This window comes from Ligilactobacillus sp. JN-6 (Y).1 (genome assembly GCF_058111525.1).
Genome location: NZ_CM176599.1, coordinates 1,706,404 through 1,724,766 on the forward strand (window position 1 = coordinate 1,706,404; position 18,363 = coordinate 1,724,766).

General features: G+C 39.6%; 16 protein-coding genes and 1 pseudogene. 16 read left to right on the plus strand and 1 reads right to left on the minus strand.

Features of this window, described 5'->3' with window-relative positions:
• The first annotated feature begins 135 nt into the window (after positions 1 to 135).
• The 7 genes from cshA to cbpA all read left to right on the plus strand — a co-directional run bounded on the left by cshA (position 136) and on the right by cbpA (position 5,263).
• A complete protein-coding gene (cshA, locus tag AC3XNE_RS07845) occupies positions 136 to 1,644 on the plus strand; it encodes a degradosome RNA helicase CshA (protein ID WP_489831541.1) in 1,509 nt (502 codons plus the stop codon).
• A gap of 176 nt (positions 1,645 to 1,820) precedes the next feature.
• Positions 1,821 to 2,180, plus strand: a complete 360-nt coding sequence (gene acpS / locus AC3XNE_RS07850; RefSeq protein WP_489831542.1) for a holo-ACP synthase — start codon at positions 1,821 to 1,823, stop codon at positions 2,178 to 2,180.
• 17 nt (positions 2,181 to 2,197) lie between these two features.
• Positions 2,198 to 3,325, plus strand: coding sequence for an alanine racemase (gene alr / locus AC3XNE_RS07855; protein WP_489831543.1), 1,128 nt, complete (start codon positions 2,198 to 2,200; stop codon positions 3,323 to 3,325).
• A gap of 70 nt (positions 3,326 to 3,395) precedes the next feature.
• A complete protein-coding gene (locus AC3XNE_RS07860) occupies positions 3,396 to 3,641 on the plus strand; it encodes a hypothetical protein (protein ID WP_489831544.1) in 246 nt (81 codons plus the stop codon).
• 37 nt (positions 3,642 to 3,678) lie between these two features.
• On the plus strand, positions 3,679 to 4,056 hold the full coding sequence (locus AC3XNE_RS07865; protein ID WP_489831545.1) for a type II toxin-antitoxin system PemK/MazF family toxin: 378 nt from the start codon (positions 3,679 to 3,681) through the stop codon (positions 4,054 to 4,056).
• A 102-nt stretch (positions 4,057 to 4,158) separates the two neighbouring features.
• Positions 4,159 to 4,380 (plus strand): hypothetical protein, encoded by a 222-nt coding sequence (locus AC3XNE_RS07870; RefSeq protein ID WP_489831546.1) that lies wholly within the window; start codon positions 4,159 to 4,161, stop codon positions 4,378 to 4,380.
• A 247-nt stretch (positions 4,381 to 4,627) separates the two neighbouring features.
• A complete protein-coding gene (gene cbpA, locus AC3XNE_RS07875) occupies positions 4,628 to 5,263 on the plus strand; it encodes a cyclic di-AMP binding protein CbpA (RefSeq protein WP_489831547.1) in 636 nt (211 codons plus the stop codon).
• Positions 5,264 to 5,495: 232 nt separating this feature from the next.
• Here the strand turns inward: cbpA and AC3XNE_RS07880 are convergent, their stop codons facing one another.
• Complete coding sequence (locus tag AC3XNE_RS07880; protein WP_489831548.1) at positions 5,496 to 6,470, minus strand: L-lactate dehydrogenase; 975 nt, start codon at positions 6,468 to 6,470, stop codon at positions 5,496 to 5,498.
• A 281-nt stretch (positions 6,471 to 6,751) separates the two neighbouring features.
• Between AC3XNE_RS07880 and pth the strand changes: the two genes are divergently transcribed.
• The 9 genes and pseudogenes from pth to ftsH all read left to right on the plus strand — a co-directional run bounded on the left by pth (position 6,752) and on the right by ftsH (position 18,156).
• A complete protein-coding gene (pth, locus tag AC3XNE_RS07885; RefSeq protein WP_489831549.1) occupies positions 6,752 to 7,309 on the plus strand; it encodes an aminoacyl-tRNA hydrolase in 558 nt (185 codons plus the stop codon).
• A gap of 14 nt (positions 7,310 to 7,323) precedes the next feature.
• Positions 7,324 to 10,854 carry a transcription-repair coupling factor gene (mfd, locus tag AC3XNE_RS07890; protein ID WP_489831550.1) on the plus strand — a complete coding sequence of 1,177 codons (3,531 nt, stop codon included), beginning with the start codon at positions 7,324 to 7,326 and terminating at the stop codon, positions 10,852 to 10,854.
• A gap of 26 nt (positions 10,855 to 10,880) precedes the next feature.
• Positions 10,881 to 12,424: pseudogene (locus AC3XNE_RS07895) on the plus strand (putative polysaccharide biosynthesis protein).
• Positions 12,425 to 12,461: 37 nt separating this feature from the next.
• Positions 12,462 to 12,731: an RNA-binding S4 domain-containing protein gene (locus AC3XNE_RS07900; protein WP_489831551.1), complete on the plus strand. Its 270-nt coding sequence runs from the start codon at positions 12,462 to 12,464 to the stop codon at positions 12,729 to 12,731.
• Positions 12,732 to 12,903: 172 nt separating this feature from the next.
• The gene (locus AC3XNE_RS07905; protein ID WP_489831552.1) at positions 12,904 to 13,308 is read left to right on the plus strand and encodes an FtsB family cell division protein; all 405 of its coding nucleotides are present in this window, start codon (positions 12,904 to 12,906) and stop codon (positions 13,306 to 13,308) included.
• Positions 13,309 to 13,454: 146 nt separating this feature from the next.
• Positions 13,455 to 13,961, plus strand: a complete 507-nt coding sequence (locus AC3XNE_RS07910) for a S1 domain-containing RNA-binding protein (protein WP_489831553.1) — start codon at positions 13,455 to 13,457, stop codon at positions 13,959 to 13,961.
• A 111-nt stretch (positions 13,962 to 14,072) separates the two neighbouring features.
• Entirely contained in the window at positions 14,073 to 15,437 is a 1,365-nt protein-coding gene (tilS, locus tag AC3XNE_RS07915) for a tRNA lysidine(34) synthetase TilS (protein WP_489831554.1), read from the plus strand.
• Positions 15,438 to 15,441: 4 nt separating this feature from the next.
• Complete coding sequence (gene hpt, locus AC3XNE_RS07920; RefSeq protein ID WP_489831555.1) at positions 15,442 to 15,984, plus strand: hypoxanthine phosphoribosyltransferase; 543 nt, start codon at positions 15,442 to 15,444, stop codon at positions 15,982 to 15,984.
• Between the two features lie 90 nt (positions 15,985 to 16,074).
• The gene (gene ftsH, locus AC3XNE_RS07925; protein ID WP_489831556.1) at positions 16,075 to 18,156 is read left to right on the plus strand and encodes an ATP-dependent zinc metalloprotease FtsH; all 2,082 of its coding nucleotides are present in this window, start codon (positions 16,075 to 16,077) and stop codon (positions 18,154 to 18,156) included.
• Positions 18,157 to 18,363: the final 207 nt, after the last annotated feature.

Below are 18,363 nucleotides of genomic sequence, written 5' to 3' on the forward strand. Positions count from 1 at the left end.
GGTTATGTGTTTTAGAGAGGAAAACTTTGCAAGGCAGAAGAAGGGAAATTCCAACTGACTGTATTGTGAAGTAGGTTTGTCTATTATGACAAATCATGAACAACTGTGTAAATACAGTTTAGGAGGAAATGTTAGTTGAAATTTAGTGAATTAGGTTTGGATGCTGATATATTAAAAGCAATCAAACGAAGCGGTTTTGAGGAAGCTACTCCAATTCAGGAGCAAACTATTCCGCTTGTTTTAAAAAATAAGGATGTTATTGGGCAAGCCCAAACAGGAACAGGTAAAACTGCAGCTTTTGGCTTACCTATCATCCAAAATATTGATACTTCAATACGTCAGATCCAAGCAGTAGTGATCTCACCGACTCGTGAGTTGGCTATACAAACGCAGGAAGAATTGTTTCGTTTAAGCAAGGATAAACGTGGCAAAGTTCAGGTTGTATACGGCGGGGCTGATATCAGACGTCAGATCCAAAACTTGAAGAATGCACCTCAGATCTTGGTTGGGACACCAGGACGTTTGTTAGACCATATTCGGCGCAAAACTGTTGATCTGAGTCAAGTTCAGACTTTAGTCTTGGATGAAGCTGATGAAATGTTAGACATGGGATTTTTAGAAGATATCGAGTCCATTATTTCTTCAGTTCCAAAACAAAGACAGACTCTTTTGTTTTCCGCCACGATCCCTAAGCAGATCTTAAAGATCGGTGAGAAGTTTATGACAGATCCGGCAGTCGTTAAAATTAAGTCTAAGGAATTAACGACAGATCTAGTTGACCAATTTTATGTTAAAGCACGTGAATTTGAGAAATTTGATACGATGACTAAGATCATCGATGTTCAAGCGCCAGAATTAACAATTATCTTTGGTCGGACAAAACGGCGGGTCGATGAATTATCCAAGGGCCTTGAAGCTCGTGGATACAATGCAGCCGGCATCCATGGTGATTTGACACAACAACGTCGGATGAGTATCATGAATAAGTTTAAGGCGGGTAAACTGGATATTCTGGTAGCCACAGATGTCGCTGCCCGTGGTCTCGATATTTCTGGTGTAACGCACGTTTATAACTATGATATTCCCCAAGATCCCGAGAGTTATGTTCACCGGATCGGCCGGACAGGACGTGCAGGGCATCATGGTGTTTCAGTAACCTTCGTCACACCAAATGAGATGGATTATCTGCGTGTGATCGAACGGCTAACTAAAAAGCGGATGCTGCCAATGAAGCCGCCAACAGAAAAAGAAGCGTTTATTGGACAGGTGTCGTCAGCGTTTGATAATGTTCAAGAATTGATCGATGATCCTGAATCTGCCAAATATGAAGATCAGGCGGAACAATTGTTGGAAAAATATGATGCTAAGCAGATCGCAGCTGCTTTGTTGAATGATCTAACTAAAGACGATGCACAAAATGTGCCTGTTAAGATCACTCCGGAACGACCATTACCACATAAAAAGGGACGTCGTTCTTCCGGTGGTTATCATGGGCATGGCGGCAACTATCATGGTCGTCAGCAGCATTCCGGCCGTAAAGGCGGCAATGGTAATGGCAACCGCTATAACCACAAAGATCGTGGACGTAAAAAATACGACCGTGGCCAGTCTGCTAAACGGAGATATACGATCAGAAAGAAATAAATAATAGCTAATTAGAAAGCAAGCATTTTGTAAGGTACTTCAATTGTTTGCTTTCTTTTTATCTTAAAGTTAAATAGATCCAGTAATTAAGTTTCCATTATTTTTGATTGTTACTAAACATCCCGCTGATTATTTGATAAAATAGAGTAAATCTTTGTTGTAGGTGGAGGCTAAGTGTGATAGTTGGATTAGGCGTTGATATAACTGACCTTTCACGGATCAAACGAGCTCAAGAAAAAAGTAGTCATTTTGCTAGACGTGTATTGACAGCGAATGAAATGCAGGCTTATGAGACTCTATCCGCAAGAAGGCAACTTGAATTTTTGGGCGGTAGATATTCTGCTAAAGAAGCATATAGCAAAGCATACGGGACAGGAATCGGTTCCAAGCTATCTTTTCAAGATATCGAAATTTTAAATGAAGACTCTGGTCAGCCTCAGATAGTTGCTTCCCCGTTAGGAGAAAGTGTTACTAGTTTAATTTCGATATCACATACGGCAGAGCTCGTTTTAACTGAAGTGATACTGGAAAAATAAGGAAGTCTGGTGAGATCATGGTCGTAGGTAGACATCGAGAAACTAAAGCGGTCATTGACTTGGGCGCCATCTATCATAATGTTAGTGAAGAAAAAGCTCGACTAAAAGAAGGGCAGGACTTATTCGCTGTTGTAAAAGCAAATGCGTATGGTCACGGTATCGTACAAGTCGCTGGAGCAGCTAGACAGGCAGGCGCAAGCGGTTTTTGTGTGGCCGTGATAGATGAAGGCTTGGCATTACGTCAAGCTGGCTTTACTGAGCCTATCTTGATCTTGGGTGTCAATAGCCCGCTAGAAGCCGTTGTGATGGCGCAAAATGATCTGGCAGTGGCTGTTGGTGATGAGTCGTTTATAAAACAAGCTGCGCCTATTTTGCAACAGGCCGGCTTAAAATTAAAAGTGCATTTAGCTTTAGATACAGGCATGGGCAGGATCGGTTTTCGCAGCGCATCAGACTTAAAAAATGCTGCAGACCTTTTAAGGTCGTTGCGCGAGAAATTTATTTTTGAGGGTTTGTTTACGCATTTTGCTAGCGCTGATTCGAAGCAGACTTATTATTTTGAACACCAGGCTTCTATTTTAAGAAAGATGCTACAGGTTATATCTCCTAAACCACGGTATGTTCATTTTGCAAATACTGCAACTGCTATGTGGCACTCAGAATTAGCGGGAAATGTTGTCCGCTATGGGATCGGTATGTATGGCTTAAATCCATCTGGTACTGAATTAACAGAGCCCGGTAGTTTGTATCCTGCACTGGAATTGATCAGTCAATTAGTTGCGGTCAAGTATGTTCCGGTAGGCTCGCCTATTGGTTATGGTGAAACTTATATTACCCAAAAAGGGGAGTGGATCGGTACGGTCCCGATCGGTTATGCAGATGGATGGCCGCGCAAGATGCAAGGCTTTTCTGTTTTAGTGGACGGGGCCTATTGTGAAATAGTCGGACGGGTCTGTATGGATCAAATCATGGTCAGGCTGCCACAAAATTTTCGGCTCGGCACAAAGGTTACTTTGATCGGTACTAATAACGGGAAGACTATCACTGCGCAAGAGGTTGCCGATCATGCAAAAACCATTCATTATGAGATCGTGAGTGCCTTGACAGAAAGAGTTGAGCGTATCTATGTTTGGGGTGACAAATGATCAGCATAGTTTAAATTTGAGCGTTTTAGTGGTATGATTTAAGACACTTGAATAAAGGAATGTGGTGGCTATGGTACAAGATAAAAACTTTGGAAATTCGGACAGGTCAATGAATGAGCAAGAACTCAAGTTATTTTGTGATTATTTTTCGATCGAGCCGCAGACCTTGTTAAATGACCAAGCAGTTTTTGATTATGCGTTGAAGAAGCGTTCTGAACTGTATGATCTGATCATTGGTTATTGTGAAATGGCAGAACTGAATGAAGAGATCTGCCATGAATTTTTGTCTTGCGAGAGCGATTTTTCTAAGTTTTAAAAATAAACATTGATGGTACGAGAAGAGGTGGTAGTATATGTCTGAAAAAGAAATTAAACGTGGCGATATTTATTATGCCGATCTGTCACCGGTCGTTGGTTCCGAACAAGGTGGTATGCGTCCCGTTTTAGTCATTCAAAATAACATTGGTAATAAATTTAGTCCAACCGTGGTGATCGCCGCGATCACCTCAAAAATTGCAAAGCCTAAGATGCCGACACATGTCGGTTTGAAAAAAGCAAAGGGCGGGTTGGAAAGGGATTCTGTTGTTTTATTGGAACAGGTCAGAACGATCGATAAGCAGCGGTTACGTGAAAGAATTATGCATCTTGACCCACATAATATGGAATTAGTTGATCAGGCTCTCAAGGTCAGTGTTGGCTTGTCTGTTGTACATAAAAAAAAGCGCCATTAAATTGTGAACACAGAATTACATATTTTTACTGATGGAATAAAGAGGGCATTTAGGTGTTGATGTCGGCTATAAAAAGCAAAGTACAAAGAGGAGGAGTCAGTCATGTTTCGTGCACAAATTAATTCTAATGCTCCGATCGTTAAGGGGTCCGGTAAAATGATGGTGGAGCTTCCATTTGTGCCTCATGTTGGTGATAATTTGATGCTTGGAGATAACCAGTCATTGTGGCAAGTTGTTAAGGTCACTTATATAATTCATGATGAATTTCATCCAAAAAGAGATTTTGTTGATCTGGTAGTTGAGGTTATTCAGTCTGAAAAATAGGCTGGTCTTGTTGAGCAAATTAAAATTGATTTTAATGAGAAAAAGTTTAACAAGTACTTTAAATTTGAACTTCTTTTTTATTGAATAGTTGGTTCCACAAAGCTTGTGAAGCCCACTAAATGTTCCCGTTACTTTCTTTGTTTGGCGGTTTTAAGTGGTGGCGATGGTATGTTTTATAGTGTTTTAGTTTAGTAATATGTTATCATTGATTTATAATAAATTATTTTTATAAAAGCGAGGAAATCATATGTTACTCAAGACTTTAATCAAACCAAAAAACGAATTAACTACTGTTCAAGAAGATTTTACCCTCCAACAAGCTCTGGATGTCCTTGAAGACTCTGGTTATCGTTGTGTGCCCATTTTAGATAAGACAGGTAAAATTTTCCGGGGAAATATCTACAAAATGCACATTTATCGTCATAAATCTCGTGGCGGAGATATGTCTTTACCGGTGACAAATTTGTTGAAAAATGCATCAAAATTTATTTCTCTGGATTCCGCTTTCTTTAGTGTTTTCTTTACTATCCGTGATCTTCCTTATATTACTGTTCTTGATGAAAAAAACAATTTTTATGGCATCCTGACTCATAACAGATTACTGGAAATGCTTTCACAATCATGGAACGTCAATATTGGTAGCTATGTACTAACTGTTGTTTCAAGTGATGAGCGTGGTGATTTGGTCGATATGGCAAGAATTATTACTAAGTATACATCGATCTCAAGCTGTATCACCTTAGACGTCCAAGCTGGTGAACTTGTGCATCGGACAATGTTTACTCTTCCTGCCGACGTTAGTCATGAGAAGTTAGATAAGATCGTTGCCAACTTGGAACGTAAGAACTTTAAAGTCTCAGAAATTGAGGATCTTCAGTCCTAAATTTTCTATAGTGGTATGGAGCATACGTTTTCCAAATTGTTAGACTTATAGTTGATGCAACAAATATACATTCTAAGAACCCTATTGGATAATCAACTCAAGAATTTAGCCTTCTGGTGTGAAACCAGGAGGCTGTTTGTGCTTGGAAGGCGTAACGTATAATATTTGGTTATAAAAAAGCAATGATCCGATTTGAATTGAGCGAATCATTGCTGATTAATTATTGTTTGATTTACTTCTTTTGGCTTTCCTCTAAGTTAGCAAAACCAGTTGTTAAGATCTCTCTCAGTGTTTTAGCAGAAGAAGTCATTTGATCGTGCTCTTTTTTGCTAAGGGGGACTTCAACGATTTGAACGACGCCACTTGCATTAACAACGGCTGGTGTTCCGATATAAATGTCATTTAAACCATATTGACCGTCCATGCACACAGAAACTGGCAAGACTGTATCTTCATCACGCAAAATGGCCCGTGAAATACGTGACAAAGCAGTAGCAACACCGTAGAAAGTAGCACCTTTCTTTTGAATGATCGTGTATGCCTTGTTACGGACGTCTTCTTCCATCTTATCTAATGTTTCTTGCGAGATGTTGTGTTCATTTGCCCAGTCTAAGAATGGGACACCACCAATAGTTGCGGAAGAATAAGCAGCGAATTCAGAATCACCATGTTCGCCCACGATATAAGCATGCATTGAACGAGGATCCTTGATACCTGTTAAGTCAGACATTGCAACACGTAAACGAGCAGTATCCAAGGAAGTGCCTGAACCTAAAACACGTTCCTTTGGGAAACCAGAAAATTTCCAAGTTGCATAAGTCAAGATGTCAACTGGGTTTGCGGCAACTAAAAAGATACCAGAGAAACCTGAGTCGACAACTGGTTTAACAACACTTGACAAAATTTTAAGGTTCTTATTGACCAAGTCAAGACGTGTTTCACCAGGCTTTTGTGCAGCGCCAGCCGTGATCACAACAAGATCAGCATCTTCACAATCTGAATATTCAGCGGAATAGATCTTCTTAGGATACGTATAACCAGTGGCATCGACTAAGTCTAATGCATCACCTTCAGTACGTTCCTTGATGACATCAACGATCCCGATCTCTTCGGCAATGCCTTGAATGGCCATGGCATAGGCGTAACTAGAACCAACAGCGCCATCTCCTACTAAAATAACTTTTTGATGATTTTGTGTAATTGACACAATAGATCGTCCTTTCTCAATTAAGTGACATTTTTAACACACTCATAGTATAACATGTTTTCTGAAAGTGTGATTATTAATTTCAAAAAAATGGCGCCTTTTTCAATAAGATATGAAAGATTCATGCTATAATAGGTTTTAAACAAAAGAAGGGCAGCTGAGTGTGATTTATGAACTCAGCCGCTTTTTGGCGCATAATATTGATGGAAACGTTTTTAAAGCCACTTTATAAAAGCTATATTGTGCACAAGTTAATATTTGAAAATAAGGGATGCAAAAACATGAAAATGATCGTTGGTTTAGGCAATGTTGGTAAGAAATATGAAAGCACACGTCATAATGTAGGCTTTTCAGTCGTGGAAGAATTAGCGCACCGTTATAATGTGGATTTCGATAAAGAAAAATTTAACTCACTGATCGCTACGGCTTTTATTGATGGCGAAAAGGTATTGCTGGTTAAACCAACAACTCTAATGAACGATTCTGGACGGGCGGTAGGTCCCTTGATGGACTATTTTAAGATCGCTGTTGAAGACTTGATAATTGTTCACGATGATATGGATCTTAACCTTGGGCGGATCCGTTTGCGTCAAAGAGGATCGGCGGGCGGACATAATGGGATCAAAAGTGTGATCGCACATGTCCATACCCAGGATTTTAAACGCGTCAAGGTCGGGGTCGATCACCCACAGCAAATGTCCGTTGTTAATTGGGTCTTGTCACGCTTTTCGTCCGATGAACGTCCTTTAATGAAGGATGCTATTTCTCAGGCTAGTGATGCGATCGAGTACTGGATAGCTGGAAATACTTTTATGAATGCAATGAATCGGTTTAATTAGGAGGCTATATAATAATGAAAGTCACGGATCTTTTTGGTCAGGTCCCAGAATATGACAACTGGCAAAAAAATTTAAATGGCGGGCATCATTTGTTGACAGGACTTAACGGCTCTTCAAAAACTGTGATGTTGGCGGAACTTTTTCTTGAAAAAGGAAAATCGGAAATTGTTGTTACTGATGACCTGTATCATGCCCAACAAGCAGCTGATGACTTAAGCAGTTTGTTAGGAGAGGAGACTGTCTTTTTATTTCCTGTAGACGAAATGATGGCTGAAGAGATAGCAACGAGCTCACCAGATTTTAAAAGTCAGAGAGTACGAGCATTAAATGCTCTGATTAGTAAACAACCGGCAATTATAGTAACTTCAACTGCGGGACTAACTCGTTTTTTACCGTCAACAGAGGTTTGGAAAAAGAGCCAGTTCAAACTTAAAGTTGGTAATGATATAGATCTGGAAGAAACTGCTCGTCTTTTAACCACGATGGGTTATACTAGGCAAAAAATGGTTGAACGACCAGGTGACTTTGCGATCAGAGGCTCGATCTTAGATATTTACAGCTTAAATGAGGAGTATCCACTGCGTTGTGATCTGTTTGACACAGAGATAGATTCACTACGTTCATTTGATTCAACAGATCAAAGAAGTATCAAAAACATTGATCAGGCTACTGTTTTACCTGCTACTGATTTTATAGCGTTCCAGGGTACTTTGCAAAAAGCTGCCAAGAAGATCGAGCAAAACTACCAAAAATATTTAAAAGATCTGCAAGACCTCGATGCTAAAAAACAGTTAACGCGTAATTTTGAAACAGTTATTGCTGACCTTGAAAAGGGTAATTTAAGTGATGCGTATCATGTTTTTGCTGCGGATATTTTTCCTGAGAAGAAGGGTTTGCTGGATTATTTGGCTCCGGATGCCTTCGTGATTTTTGATGACTACTCTCGCTTATTGGATAAAGAAAATGACTTGAACAACCAAAATGCTGAGTGGTTGACAGATAAGCTGAAACATCAAAGCGCTTTGCCAGATACCCAGTTAGCCGTTGATATCAGGTCCAGAGAGCAAAATGATAAGCACACGCAGATATTTTTATCTCTTTTTCAAAAAGGGATGGGGCGGCTTCGTTTTAACCAAATATTAGATATTAAAGCGCGTGCAGTTCAACAGTTTTTTGGACAGATGCCAATGTTGAAAACTGAAACGGATCGGTGGAGGAAACAGGGTCAAACAGTAGTTATTTTCATTCCGGATAATGAACGGATCGCAAAAATTTCGCAGACTTTAGATGATTTTGAGATACCGAGCATTATTACTAAAGATGACGGACTGCAAGAAAAAACAGTTCAAGTAGTGTCTGGTACTTTACGGACCGGCTTTGAACTACCACAAGCTAGGCTAGTTGTTCTGACTGAAAATGAATTGTTTGCAAAGGCAACAAAAAAGCAGCCTAAGCGGCAAACGATGAAAAATACCGAACGGCTAAAGAACTATACTGATTTAAAAAAAGGCGACTATGTTGTTCACGTTAATCACGGTATTGGACGTTTTATGGGTATGCAGACCATGGAAGTTGATGGTAAACACCAAGATTATCTAACTATTGACTATCAAAATGATGCGCAATTGTTTATTCCGGTCAAACAGTTAGATCGAGTGCAAAAATACGTTTCTTCGGAAGCGAAGACACCACATATCAATAAATTGGGAGGTAGTGAATGGACCAAGACGAAAAAACGAGTCGCAGGCAAGATTGAAGACGTTGCAGATGACTTGGTTGACTTGTATTCTAAAAGAGAAGCCGAGAAGGGCTTCGCCTTTTCAAAGGATAACAGCTACCAACGAGAATTTGAAGATGCGTTTCCTTACACTGAGACTCCTGATCAATTGCGGAGTGCCGATGAGGTCAAAAGAGACATGGAAAAAGAAAAGCCTATGGACCGGCTCTTGATAGGTGATGTTGGCTACGGTAAGACGGAAGTTGCGATGCGTGCGGCCTTTAAGGCTATTCAAGATGGCAAACAGGTTGCTTTTCTGGCGCCAACTACCGTTTTGGCACAGCAGCATTATGAGACTTTAGTTGAACGATTTACAGGTTTTCCTGTTGAGATTGGGCTTTTATCCCGTTTTGTGACAAAAAAACAAGCAGGTCAAACTATTAAAGATACACGAGAGGGAATGTGTGATATCTTAGTAGGCACCCACCGTTTGTTGTCTCAGGACGTTAAGTTTGCTGACCTCGGTTTATTGATCGTGGATGAGGAGCAGCGGTTTGGTGTTAAACACAAAGAGAGATTAAAGCAGCTCAAAGCTAACGTTGATGTATTAACTTTGACCGCTACACCGATCCCACGTACGTTAAATATGTCTATGCTTGGTGTCAGAGATCTCTCTGTGATCGAGACAGCTCCAATGAACCGCTATCCGATCCAAACCTATGTGATGGAGCAAAATTATGGTGTTGTGGTCGACGCGATCAGAAGGGAAATGTCTCGGGGAGGTCAGGTTTTTTACTTGCATAACCGAGTCATGGATATCGAAAAGGTAGCCGATGAATTGCAGGCATTGGTACCTGATGCGAAGATCGCGTATATTCATGGACGAATGAGTGAGAATCAAATGGAACGTATTTTGTATGATTTTATTGATGGTGAATATGATGTTTTAGTGACCACAACTATTATAGAGACTGGCGTTGATATTCCGAATGTTAATACGTTATTTGTTGAGAACGCAGATCGTATGGGGTTAGCGCAGTTATATCAGTTACGCGGTCGAGTTGGTCGTTCCAGTCGTGTTGCATATTCTTATTTTATGTATCAGCAAGATAAAATATTGAACGAAGTCAGTGAAAAAAGGCTGGAGGCGATCAAAGATTTTACTGAACTGGGCTCTGGATTTAAGATCGCCATGCGTGACCTATCTATTAGGGGAGCTGGAAACATTTTAGGTAAGCAGCAGCACGGTTTTATTGATTCTGTTGGTTATGATCTTTATACCCAAATGTTAAACGAATCAGTTGCCAAAAAACGTGGCAAAAAGGTTCAAGAAAAAACTGATACTGAGATCAATTTGGATGTTGAAGCATATTTGCCGGGAACATATATTGAAGATCCACGTCAGAAGATCGAAATATATAAACGTGTACATCAGTTGCAGTCTAAAGATGAGTATGTTGAAGTTCAGGACGACTTGATAGATCGTTTCGGTGAATACTCTCAAGAAGTTGCAACTTTACTGGATATTGGTTTACTAAAAATGTATGCCGATCAAGCAATGATCGACTCTATCAAACAAAATGACAAGAAAATTATAGTCGAACTAAGCCCGACAGCTACACAGAAATTTAATGCTAAGCAATTGTTGAAGGCTGTTGCACAGACAAAATTCAGTGCAACGTTGGAACCTGGAGAAAAGCAAATGAAGATCGCTTTGTTTATTCAGCCAAAAATGAAAGTGAGCGATGTCGTAGTTCAGTTACAAAAATTAACGCAAAGCTTGGCAGATGCATTAACTGTTCCTACTAAGAAAGCAGTTGAAAATTAGTGAAAAATGAGCAAGTAAAAAAGACGATGAATGGTGCACTGATCTTAACGATCTCGGCTTTGATAGCTAAATTTTTAAGTGCTGTTTATCGAATTCCATTTCAAAATATTGTCGGAAATACGGGCTTTTATGTCTATCAGCAAATATACCCGCTTTATGGGATCGGAATGACTTTTGCTTTAAATGGATTTCCGGTTTTTATTTCCAAACTAGTGGCACAAGAAAGCGATGAAAGCAAGCGGATGCGCTTGCTTTCAGTGATATTTGTTATCTTGTCTTCATTAGCGATATTACTTTTCTTTTTTTGCAATTAGGTGCGCAAAAAATCGCACAGCTGATGGGAGATACACAACTAGCACCACTTATTTCAAGTGTTTCTTGGATATTTTTACTGATGCCGTTTTTAGCGATAGCGCGCGGCTATTATCAAGGGACTTTTAATATGATCCCAACTGCTATTTCCCAGGTCAGTGAACAGTTTGTTCGTGTGGCTTTGATAATTGGAGCAGCATTATTATCGACGCACTTGCAATGGTCGGTTTATCAAACAGGATCAGTTGCAATGTTAGGATCAGTGGTCGGAGCGGTCGTTGCAGCGCTGACTTTTATAACTTTTTGGAAACACTTTTTTCGCAGACATGATTTTAATGCTTCCAAAGAGAAATATCGCATAGCGGGCCAACTTATCTTTAAGGATGGAATGATAATTTGCTTGTTTTCTTCATTGATGGTCCTCTTGCAGTTAGTTGATTCATTTACAGTGATGAGTTCCTTGCATAGTTTTGGCTTGTCGATCGATTCAGCTAAATTTACTAAAGGTATCTATGATCGTGGGCAACCTTTGGTTCAATTAGGCATGACACTTGCTATCAGTTTTTCTTCAACACTCTTGCCGTCATTAACAACGGCTTTGAAAAATAAAAAGGTGCAAACCTACAAACAGATCGCAACGACCATGCTGCATGTGGGTGTTGCCTTGTCTGTAGCAGCTGTTATAGGCATGATAACTTTGATGCCTCAAATCAACATCCTTCTGTTTGGTGATTCTAAGTTAAGTTTAACTTTAAGTATTTACGTTATAAGTGTACCTTTGATCTCGTTGATCAGTATCTACAACTCTATTTTGCAGAGTGGAGGTAATTTTACTGGAACACTGGCAGCTGTTTTGACGGCACTGATCGTCAAAGTTTTACTGAATAGCAGGCTGATCAAAATTTATGGGATAAATGGGGCATCATTGTGTACGATTTTAAGCTTAGGTGCTTCTTTGATAGTGTTAGTCTTGATCCTTCCAAAATCAGTCAGACAACCGCCCAGATCTTTGGCAAGATTTGCAGTAAAATTGACTGGATGTACGGTATTGATGGTTTTAGGTATCTGGTTACTGTTCACCGTGTGGTCATGGTACTTTGATACCACACGTCTTGCTTTGTTGGTTTTTGTTCCTGTGGCTGTTTTGTGTGGAGTATTTTTATTTTTAGGAAGCGCAATAAAAAGTAAGTTGTTTACTAAAGAAGAGTGGGCAACGCTTCCTGGTGGTAGTAAAATAATAACAAAGTTTAAAATGTAATAATATATTATGTCTGGATAATAAATGGGGTGAAAAGGTGAGGTTAGATAAGTTTTTGAAGGTTGCACGCATTATCAAAAGGCGTCCGGTCGCAAAGCAGATATCAGATCAAAAAAGGATCTCGATCAATGGTAAAACGGCAAAATCATCCAGTGATGTTGCTGTTGGTGATACTTTAGTGATCAATTTTGGCAATAAGACTCTTACTATTCGAATTCGTGACTTAAAAGACACGACGAAAAAAGGGGAAGCAGAGGAACTTTACGAGGTCGTTTCTGAAGATTACAAGGAAGATTATAGAATGTAGTTTTTCTGGTTGACACATTTGAGGCTGTTTCAAACTTGTTTTGCGAAATGAGGGTGAAACAGCCTATTTTTAAACCTATTTTAATATTACTTAATAGAATTTTACCAAGGTTCTTGTTATAATTGGTCTATCAGTGGAACTTATTACGGATAAATTTAGGGGGGCGCTTTTAATGGCGCGAAAGAAATCTAATGTTAAGGTCCTCAATAATGAATACTATCGTCAGCAAACTTCTGCCAATGAGAAGAGGCAAAAAGAATACTTAGTTGAGAGAAAGCATAGACGGCGCATGCATATTTTATTGGCTTTTGCCTTGATAGTAACACTTATTTGTTCTGTGCAGATCGTAAAAAATTACACTCAGGCGCGTCAGATCAATTCGCAGACGAGGGCTGCAAAAAAAGAATTAACTGGTCAAAAAGCTCAAAATGCTGACCTTAACTTGCAGGTCAAGCAGCTTAAAGATCCTGAATACCTTCAAAAGTATATTAGGGAACGATATTTCTACTCTAAGAAGCATGAAACGATCTACAATTTACCAGAGGACCGGTCTCAGAGTGTGACAAATGACGATTAGTCACGTTATTGGCTGAAAGTGGTCACCTTTGACGTAGTCATTGCTTTTCTTACAAAGGCAGGTATCTTTTTAATTTTTGTACAATTAACTTAAACGTCGTGGTATACTTGTTGTAGACATTTTCTTAGGAGGAACAAAAATTTTATATGTCAATTGAAGTAGGTTCAAAAGTAACTGGTAAGGTCTCAGGTATTACAAACTTTGGCGCCTTTGTTGATCTTGGTGAGCGTAAAAATGGTTTAGTTCACATTAGTGAGATTTCAGATGGATTTGTCAAAGATATTCATGATGTTCTTTCAGTTGGCGATGAGGTGACAGTCAAGGTCTTGTCTATTTCTGATGATGGCAAGATCGCTCTTTCGATCAGAAAGGCCAATGACTCTCATCAAGATCATGGCCATCAAGCTCATTCGCAGAATGCACATAATTCTAAGCCTCATACCCATAATAATGGCGGCAAGAATTACAATGAGCGGTCTAGTCATAATAATAATAAAAAGAGAGGTTTTAGTTCTCATAAAAATGACTCACACGAAAAAGATGATTTTGATTCTTTACTGGCTGGGTTTATGAAGCAGAGTGATGAACGGTTAACTTCATTGAAACGAAATACTGAAGGAAAACGGGGAGGACGCGGCGGACGTCGCAGTTAAGTCGTTTTTTATATAGTAATTTTAGGAGGCACAACATTGAAAGAACTTTGTTGTGCCTCCTACTTCATTAATTAGTGTTCGAATAAACATTTTGTGTTGGAGTGACAAAAGATGGAATTAAATTTAAAATTTAATCAAATTTGGCAACAACTCAGTATCGGATGTCAACCGATATTGGTGGCTGTATCTGGTGGAGTTGATTCTATGGTTCTGTTGGACTTACTGGGAAAACTTCCACGCACTGTTAGGCCACAGATCCACGTGGCCACAGTTGATCATTGTTTACGTTCAGAAAGCCAGCAAGAAACGGACTATGTCAAGCGGTATTGCTGCGCTAATGATCTTCGCTTTCATACCGCTTATTGGCCAAAAGATGCTCATCCTGATAGTGGGGTCGAAGAAGCAGGACGTCACTTTCGTTATCATTTTTTTGCAGATGTGATGTCCCATTATGGTATCAAGCATTTGTTAACTGCACACCATGCTGATGATCAAGTTGAAACATTTTTAATGAAACTTATGCGTGGCGGCGATCTCCGACAGTTATGCGGGATCCGTTTTCAGAGGCCCTTTGCAAATGATTTTTGCTTATCAAGACCACTCTTGTTTTTTTCAAAAGAAAGTTTGTATAGTTATGCAAAACAAAAGGACTTAATCTTTTTTGAAGATCAATCTAATAGGTCTGATGATTATTTACGTAATAGGGTCAGACATGCGGTAGTACCTTTATTAAAAGAAGAATCACCGCACTTGCTTGATCACTTAAATTCTTACCAGCAGCAACTGAGCGAATTATTTGAAGTAGCTCAAATTCACATTAGTGGTCTAGTAAATAAACTATCAACTCCTGACGGATACCTGACAGGAAGGTGGTTAGGGTATTCTTTTGCTGAGAGAAATGCATCTTTACGTTTTATCTGTGACCAAAATGTTGGACAGATCAATGAAAAGCAGCTAAATGAAATGAAGACACTCTTGGAAAATACTAGTCGTCCCCAAGGGCAGCTGGATGTGAAAGGAGACAAAGTTTTTTATAAAAATTATCGGCTTTTTGGATTTGGGTCTGCTGCGCAAAAACAAAGTCCGTTCGATTTCAGTTTCAGGCAAAACCTTATCTTGGATCAATGGCTCTCTTTGAGTCCAACTGAAAAAATCGGCCTTTTTTTGGCTGAGAAAAAAACAGTTAAGGATGACGATGTTTTAGAGTTATCAAGTGATCATTTACCTGTAGAGGTGCGTCACCGCATGCCGGGAGATAAATTTCTTTCTGCAGGCGGCAAACAAAAGGTAAAAAAAATTTTGATCGATGGTAAAATTCCGGCTGATCAAAGAGAAAAAGTTTGGGTAGTTAGTGATGATCATGATGATGTTTTGTGGGTCGTAGGGCATAAAAAATCTGATTTGTCACGACAAGATGTAAATGATAAAATTCATTACATAGTAATTTATAGGAAAATAAGCGGGGGAAAGAGGTAGCTTCATGAATGAAGATATTGAGAAAATATTATATAGTAAAGAGGATATCCAGCAAATTTCACAAAAACTAGGACAACAAATAACAAAAGACTATATAGATAAAGATCCGCTTGTTGTGTGTATTTTAAAGGGTGCGATCCTATTTATGTCCGACATTGTTCGTCAGATCGATACGTATTGTGAATTGGATTTCATGTCAGTTTCCAGCTATGGTAATGCGCAAGTTTCTTCAGGTTCTGTTAAGATCATCAAGGATCTCGATGTTTCGGTGGAAGGACGTAATGTTTTGATAATTGAAGACATTATCGATACGGGACGGACATTACAGACTTTGGTCGATTTATTTGATCACCGTCAGGCAGCGTCTGTCAAGATCTGTACTTTACTTGATAAAAAAGAGCGCCGAGTCGAAGGGGTCACTCCAGATTATGTTGGTTTTGAAGTTCCTAATGAATTTGTAGTCGGCTATGGTTTGGACTATTTAGGTCATTATCGTAACTTGCCATATGTCGGGGTTTTAAAACCAAGAATTTATTCTGATAATTAAACGTCAATATTAGTCAAAAAAGGTCAAATGTGTTATTATATTTTTAACGGCCGTCTTTTGACGTGTTGAAAAGGCTTAAGGAGGAAAAATATGAACAACAAGAAAAATGGACTACTTAAAAATAGTCTGTTTTACATTGTGATTTTCCTTGGAATAATGGGTGTGATGTATTACTTTTTCGGTAGCAAATCGAATTCGAGTACAGAGCAGATCCAGTCAAGTCAGTTCGTAACTCAACTTCAGAAGGATAATGTCAAAGACTTTAGTATGCAGCCATCGGGCAGCACTTATAAAATCACTGGTACTTATAAAAAGGCTCATGAGTCCAAAAATAAGTCTAACGGTTTTAATGGTCTGGGCAATGTTCAATCCCCTAAGGTTAAGTCATTTACGACTAATGTTTTGACTAACGATTCCTCGGTTGATCAAATACAAAAATATGCACAGAAAAATAAAGTCAAAAATGGAGCCAAAGAGGAAGAATCAAGTAGTATTTGGATCCAGTTGCTGGTTTACTTATTGCCAGTTGTCTTTATGATCTTCTTCTTTTATATGATGATCGGTCAAGCTGGCCAAGGCGGCGGCAATGGCAAAGTGATGAACCTTGGTAAGTCGAAAGCTAAGCCAGTTGAAAAAAAGAATAATAAAATTCGTTTTTCAGATGTTGCCGGTGAAGAAGAGGAAAAACAAGAGTTGGTCGAAGTTGTTGAATTCTTGCGTGATCCACGTAAGTTTCTTTCGTTGGGTGCTCGGATCCCTTCTGGTGTCTTGCTAGAGGGTCCTCCTGGTACTGGTAAAACTTTGCTGGCTAAAGCCGTTGCCGGTGAGGCAGGCGTTCCTTTCTTCTCGATCTCAGGTTCTGATTTCGTTGAAATGTTTGTCGGTGTTGGTGCAAGTCGTGTACGTGATCTTTTTGAAAATGCTAAAAAGAATGCACCTTCTATCATCTTCATCGATGAAATTGACGCTGTCGGACGTCAACGTGGCAGCGGCATGGGCGGCGGTCATGATGAACGTGAACAGACTTTGAATCAGTTGTTAGTTGAAATGGATGGGTTTCAAGGCGATGAAGGGGTCATCGTTATGGCTGCTACTAACCGTTCTGATGTTTTGGACCCTGCCTTGCTACGTCCAGGCCGTTTTGACCGGAAGATCTTGATCGGTCGTCCTGATGTCAAGGGACGTGAAGCTATTTTGAAAGTTCATGCAAAGAACAAACCTTTGGCTAAAGATGTGGATTTGAAGATGATCGCTAAGCAAACACCTGGGTTTGTCGGGGCTGATCTAGAAAACCTGCTTAACGAAGCTGCTTTATTAGCTGCACGTCGTAATAAAAAAGCGGTTGACGCTAGTGATCTTGACGAAGCAGAAGACCGTGTGATCGCTGGCCCTGCTAAACGAGACCGTGTTGTTAATAAAAAGGAACGTCAAACGGTGGCATACCATGAGGCTGGCCACACGATCATTGGTTTAGTCTTAAACGATGCTCGTGTTGTTCATAAGGTCACTATTGTTCCTCGTGGGCGCGCTGGCGGCTATGCGATCATGCTTCCTAAAGAAGACCAAGGTCTACTATCGAAGAAGGACGCAGAAGATCAAGTTGCTGGTTTGATGGGTGGACGTGCTGCTGAGGAGATCATTTTCCACGTTCAATCATCTGGTGCCTCAAATGATTTCCAGCAGGCTACCCAATTAGCTCGTGCAATGGTTGCTGAATATGGTATGAGTAATAAGCTTGGTCCTGTTCAATATGAAGGACAAAGCAGTATGGCTCCAGGCCCATACGGTGGTCAACCTAACTATTCCGGCCAAACAGCAAATGTGATCGACGATGAAGTTATCCGGATCTCTAATGAACAGATGGCAAGAGCTAAGAAGATCATTCAGGAACACAGAGAACAGCATAAGACTATTGCTGAAGCTTTGTTACAATACGAAACATTGGATGAAAAGCAGATCTTGAGCTTGTATAACACAGGCAAGATGCCATCTGATGAAACTGATGAATTTCCTAGCGAAAAGGAAGCTGCTACCTTTGAAGAGTCGAAAAAGGCACTTGAACGTAAGGAAGCAGAAAAGAAAGCTAAGAATCAGTCAGATGATGCACAAGATCCATCTTCGGATCAAACTGAAACCTTCTATCCCCGTGAAGATGAACATCATGAAAGCTAGAATTAAATTGAATCTGTAAGTTTAGAATAGTGAACAGTTTTTGTGAATAGCAAAACTGTTCACTATTCTTTTTAATTGTGAATCTCAATATGCTACAATTTGTAGAAACATTTCATCCGAAAATAGATTGTGTGATAAGTTTGTTTTTCAGCAATTAAGAGTATTTGATAGTTTTATTTAAAGGTAAAACGAGAACAATTTTATTGA

What these genes read in the sequence shown, in the direction of transcription:
- alr (WP_489831543.1), top strand. Translation starts at nt 2,198, where the DNA reads ATGGTCGTAGGTAGACATCGAGAAACTAAAGCGGTCATTGACTTGGGC.
- AC3XNE_RS07860 (WP_489831544.1), top strand. Translation starts at nt 3,396, where the DNA reads ATGGTACAAGATAAAAACTTTGGAAATTCGGACAGGTCAATGAATGAG.
- AC3XNE_RS07865 (WP_489831545.1), top strand. Translation starts at nt 3,679, where the DNA reads ATGTCTGAAAAAGAAATTAAACGTGGCGATATTTATTATGCCGATCTG.
- AC3XNE_RS07870 (WP_489831546.1), top strand. Translation starts at nt 4,159, where the DNA reads ATGTTTCGTGCACAAATTAATTCTAATGCTCCGATCGTTAAGGGGTCC.
- cbpA (WP_489831547.1), top strand. Translation starts at nt 4,628, where the DNA reads ATGTTACTCAAGACTTTAATCAAACCAAAAAACGAATTAACTACTGTT.
- pth (WP_489831549.1), top strand. Translation starts at nt 6,752, where the DNA reads ATGAAAATGATCGTTGGTTTAGGCAATGTTGGTAAGAAATATGAAAGC.
- mfd (WP_489831550.1), top strand. Translation starts at nt 7,324, where the DNA reads ATGAAAGTCACGGATCTTTTTGGTCAGGTCCCAGAATATGACAACTGG.
- AC3XNE_RS07905 (WP_489831552.1), top strand. Translation starts at nt 12,904, where the DNA reads ATGGCGCGAAAGAAATCTAATGTTAAGGTCCTCAATAATGAATACTAT.
- AC3XNE_RS07910 (WP_489831553.1), top strand. Translation starts at nt 13,455, where the DNA reads ATGTCAATTGAAGTAGGTTCAAAAGTAACTGGTAAGGTCTCAGGTATT.
- tilS (WP_489831554.1), top strand. Translation starts at nt 14,073, where the DNA reads ATGGAATTAAATTTAAAATTTAATCAAATTTGGCAACAACTCAGTATC.
- hpt (WP_489831555.1), top strand. Translation starts at nt 15,442, where the DNA reads ATGAATGAAGATATTGAGAAAATATTATATAGTAAAGAGGATATCCAG.
- ftsH (WP_489831556.1), top strand. Translation starts at nt 16,075, where the DNA reads ATGAACAACAAGAAAAATGGACTACTTAAAAATAGTCTGTTTTACATT.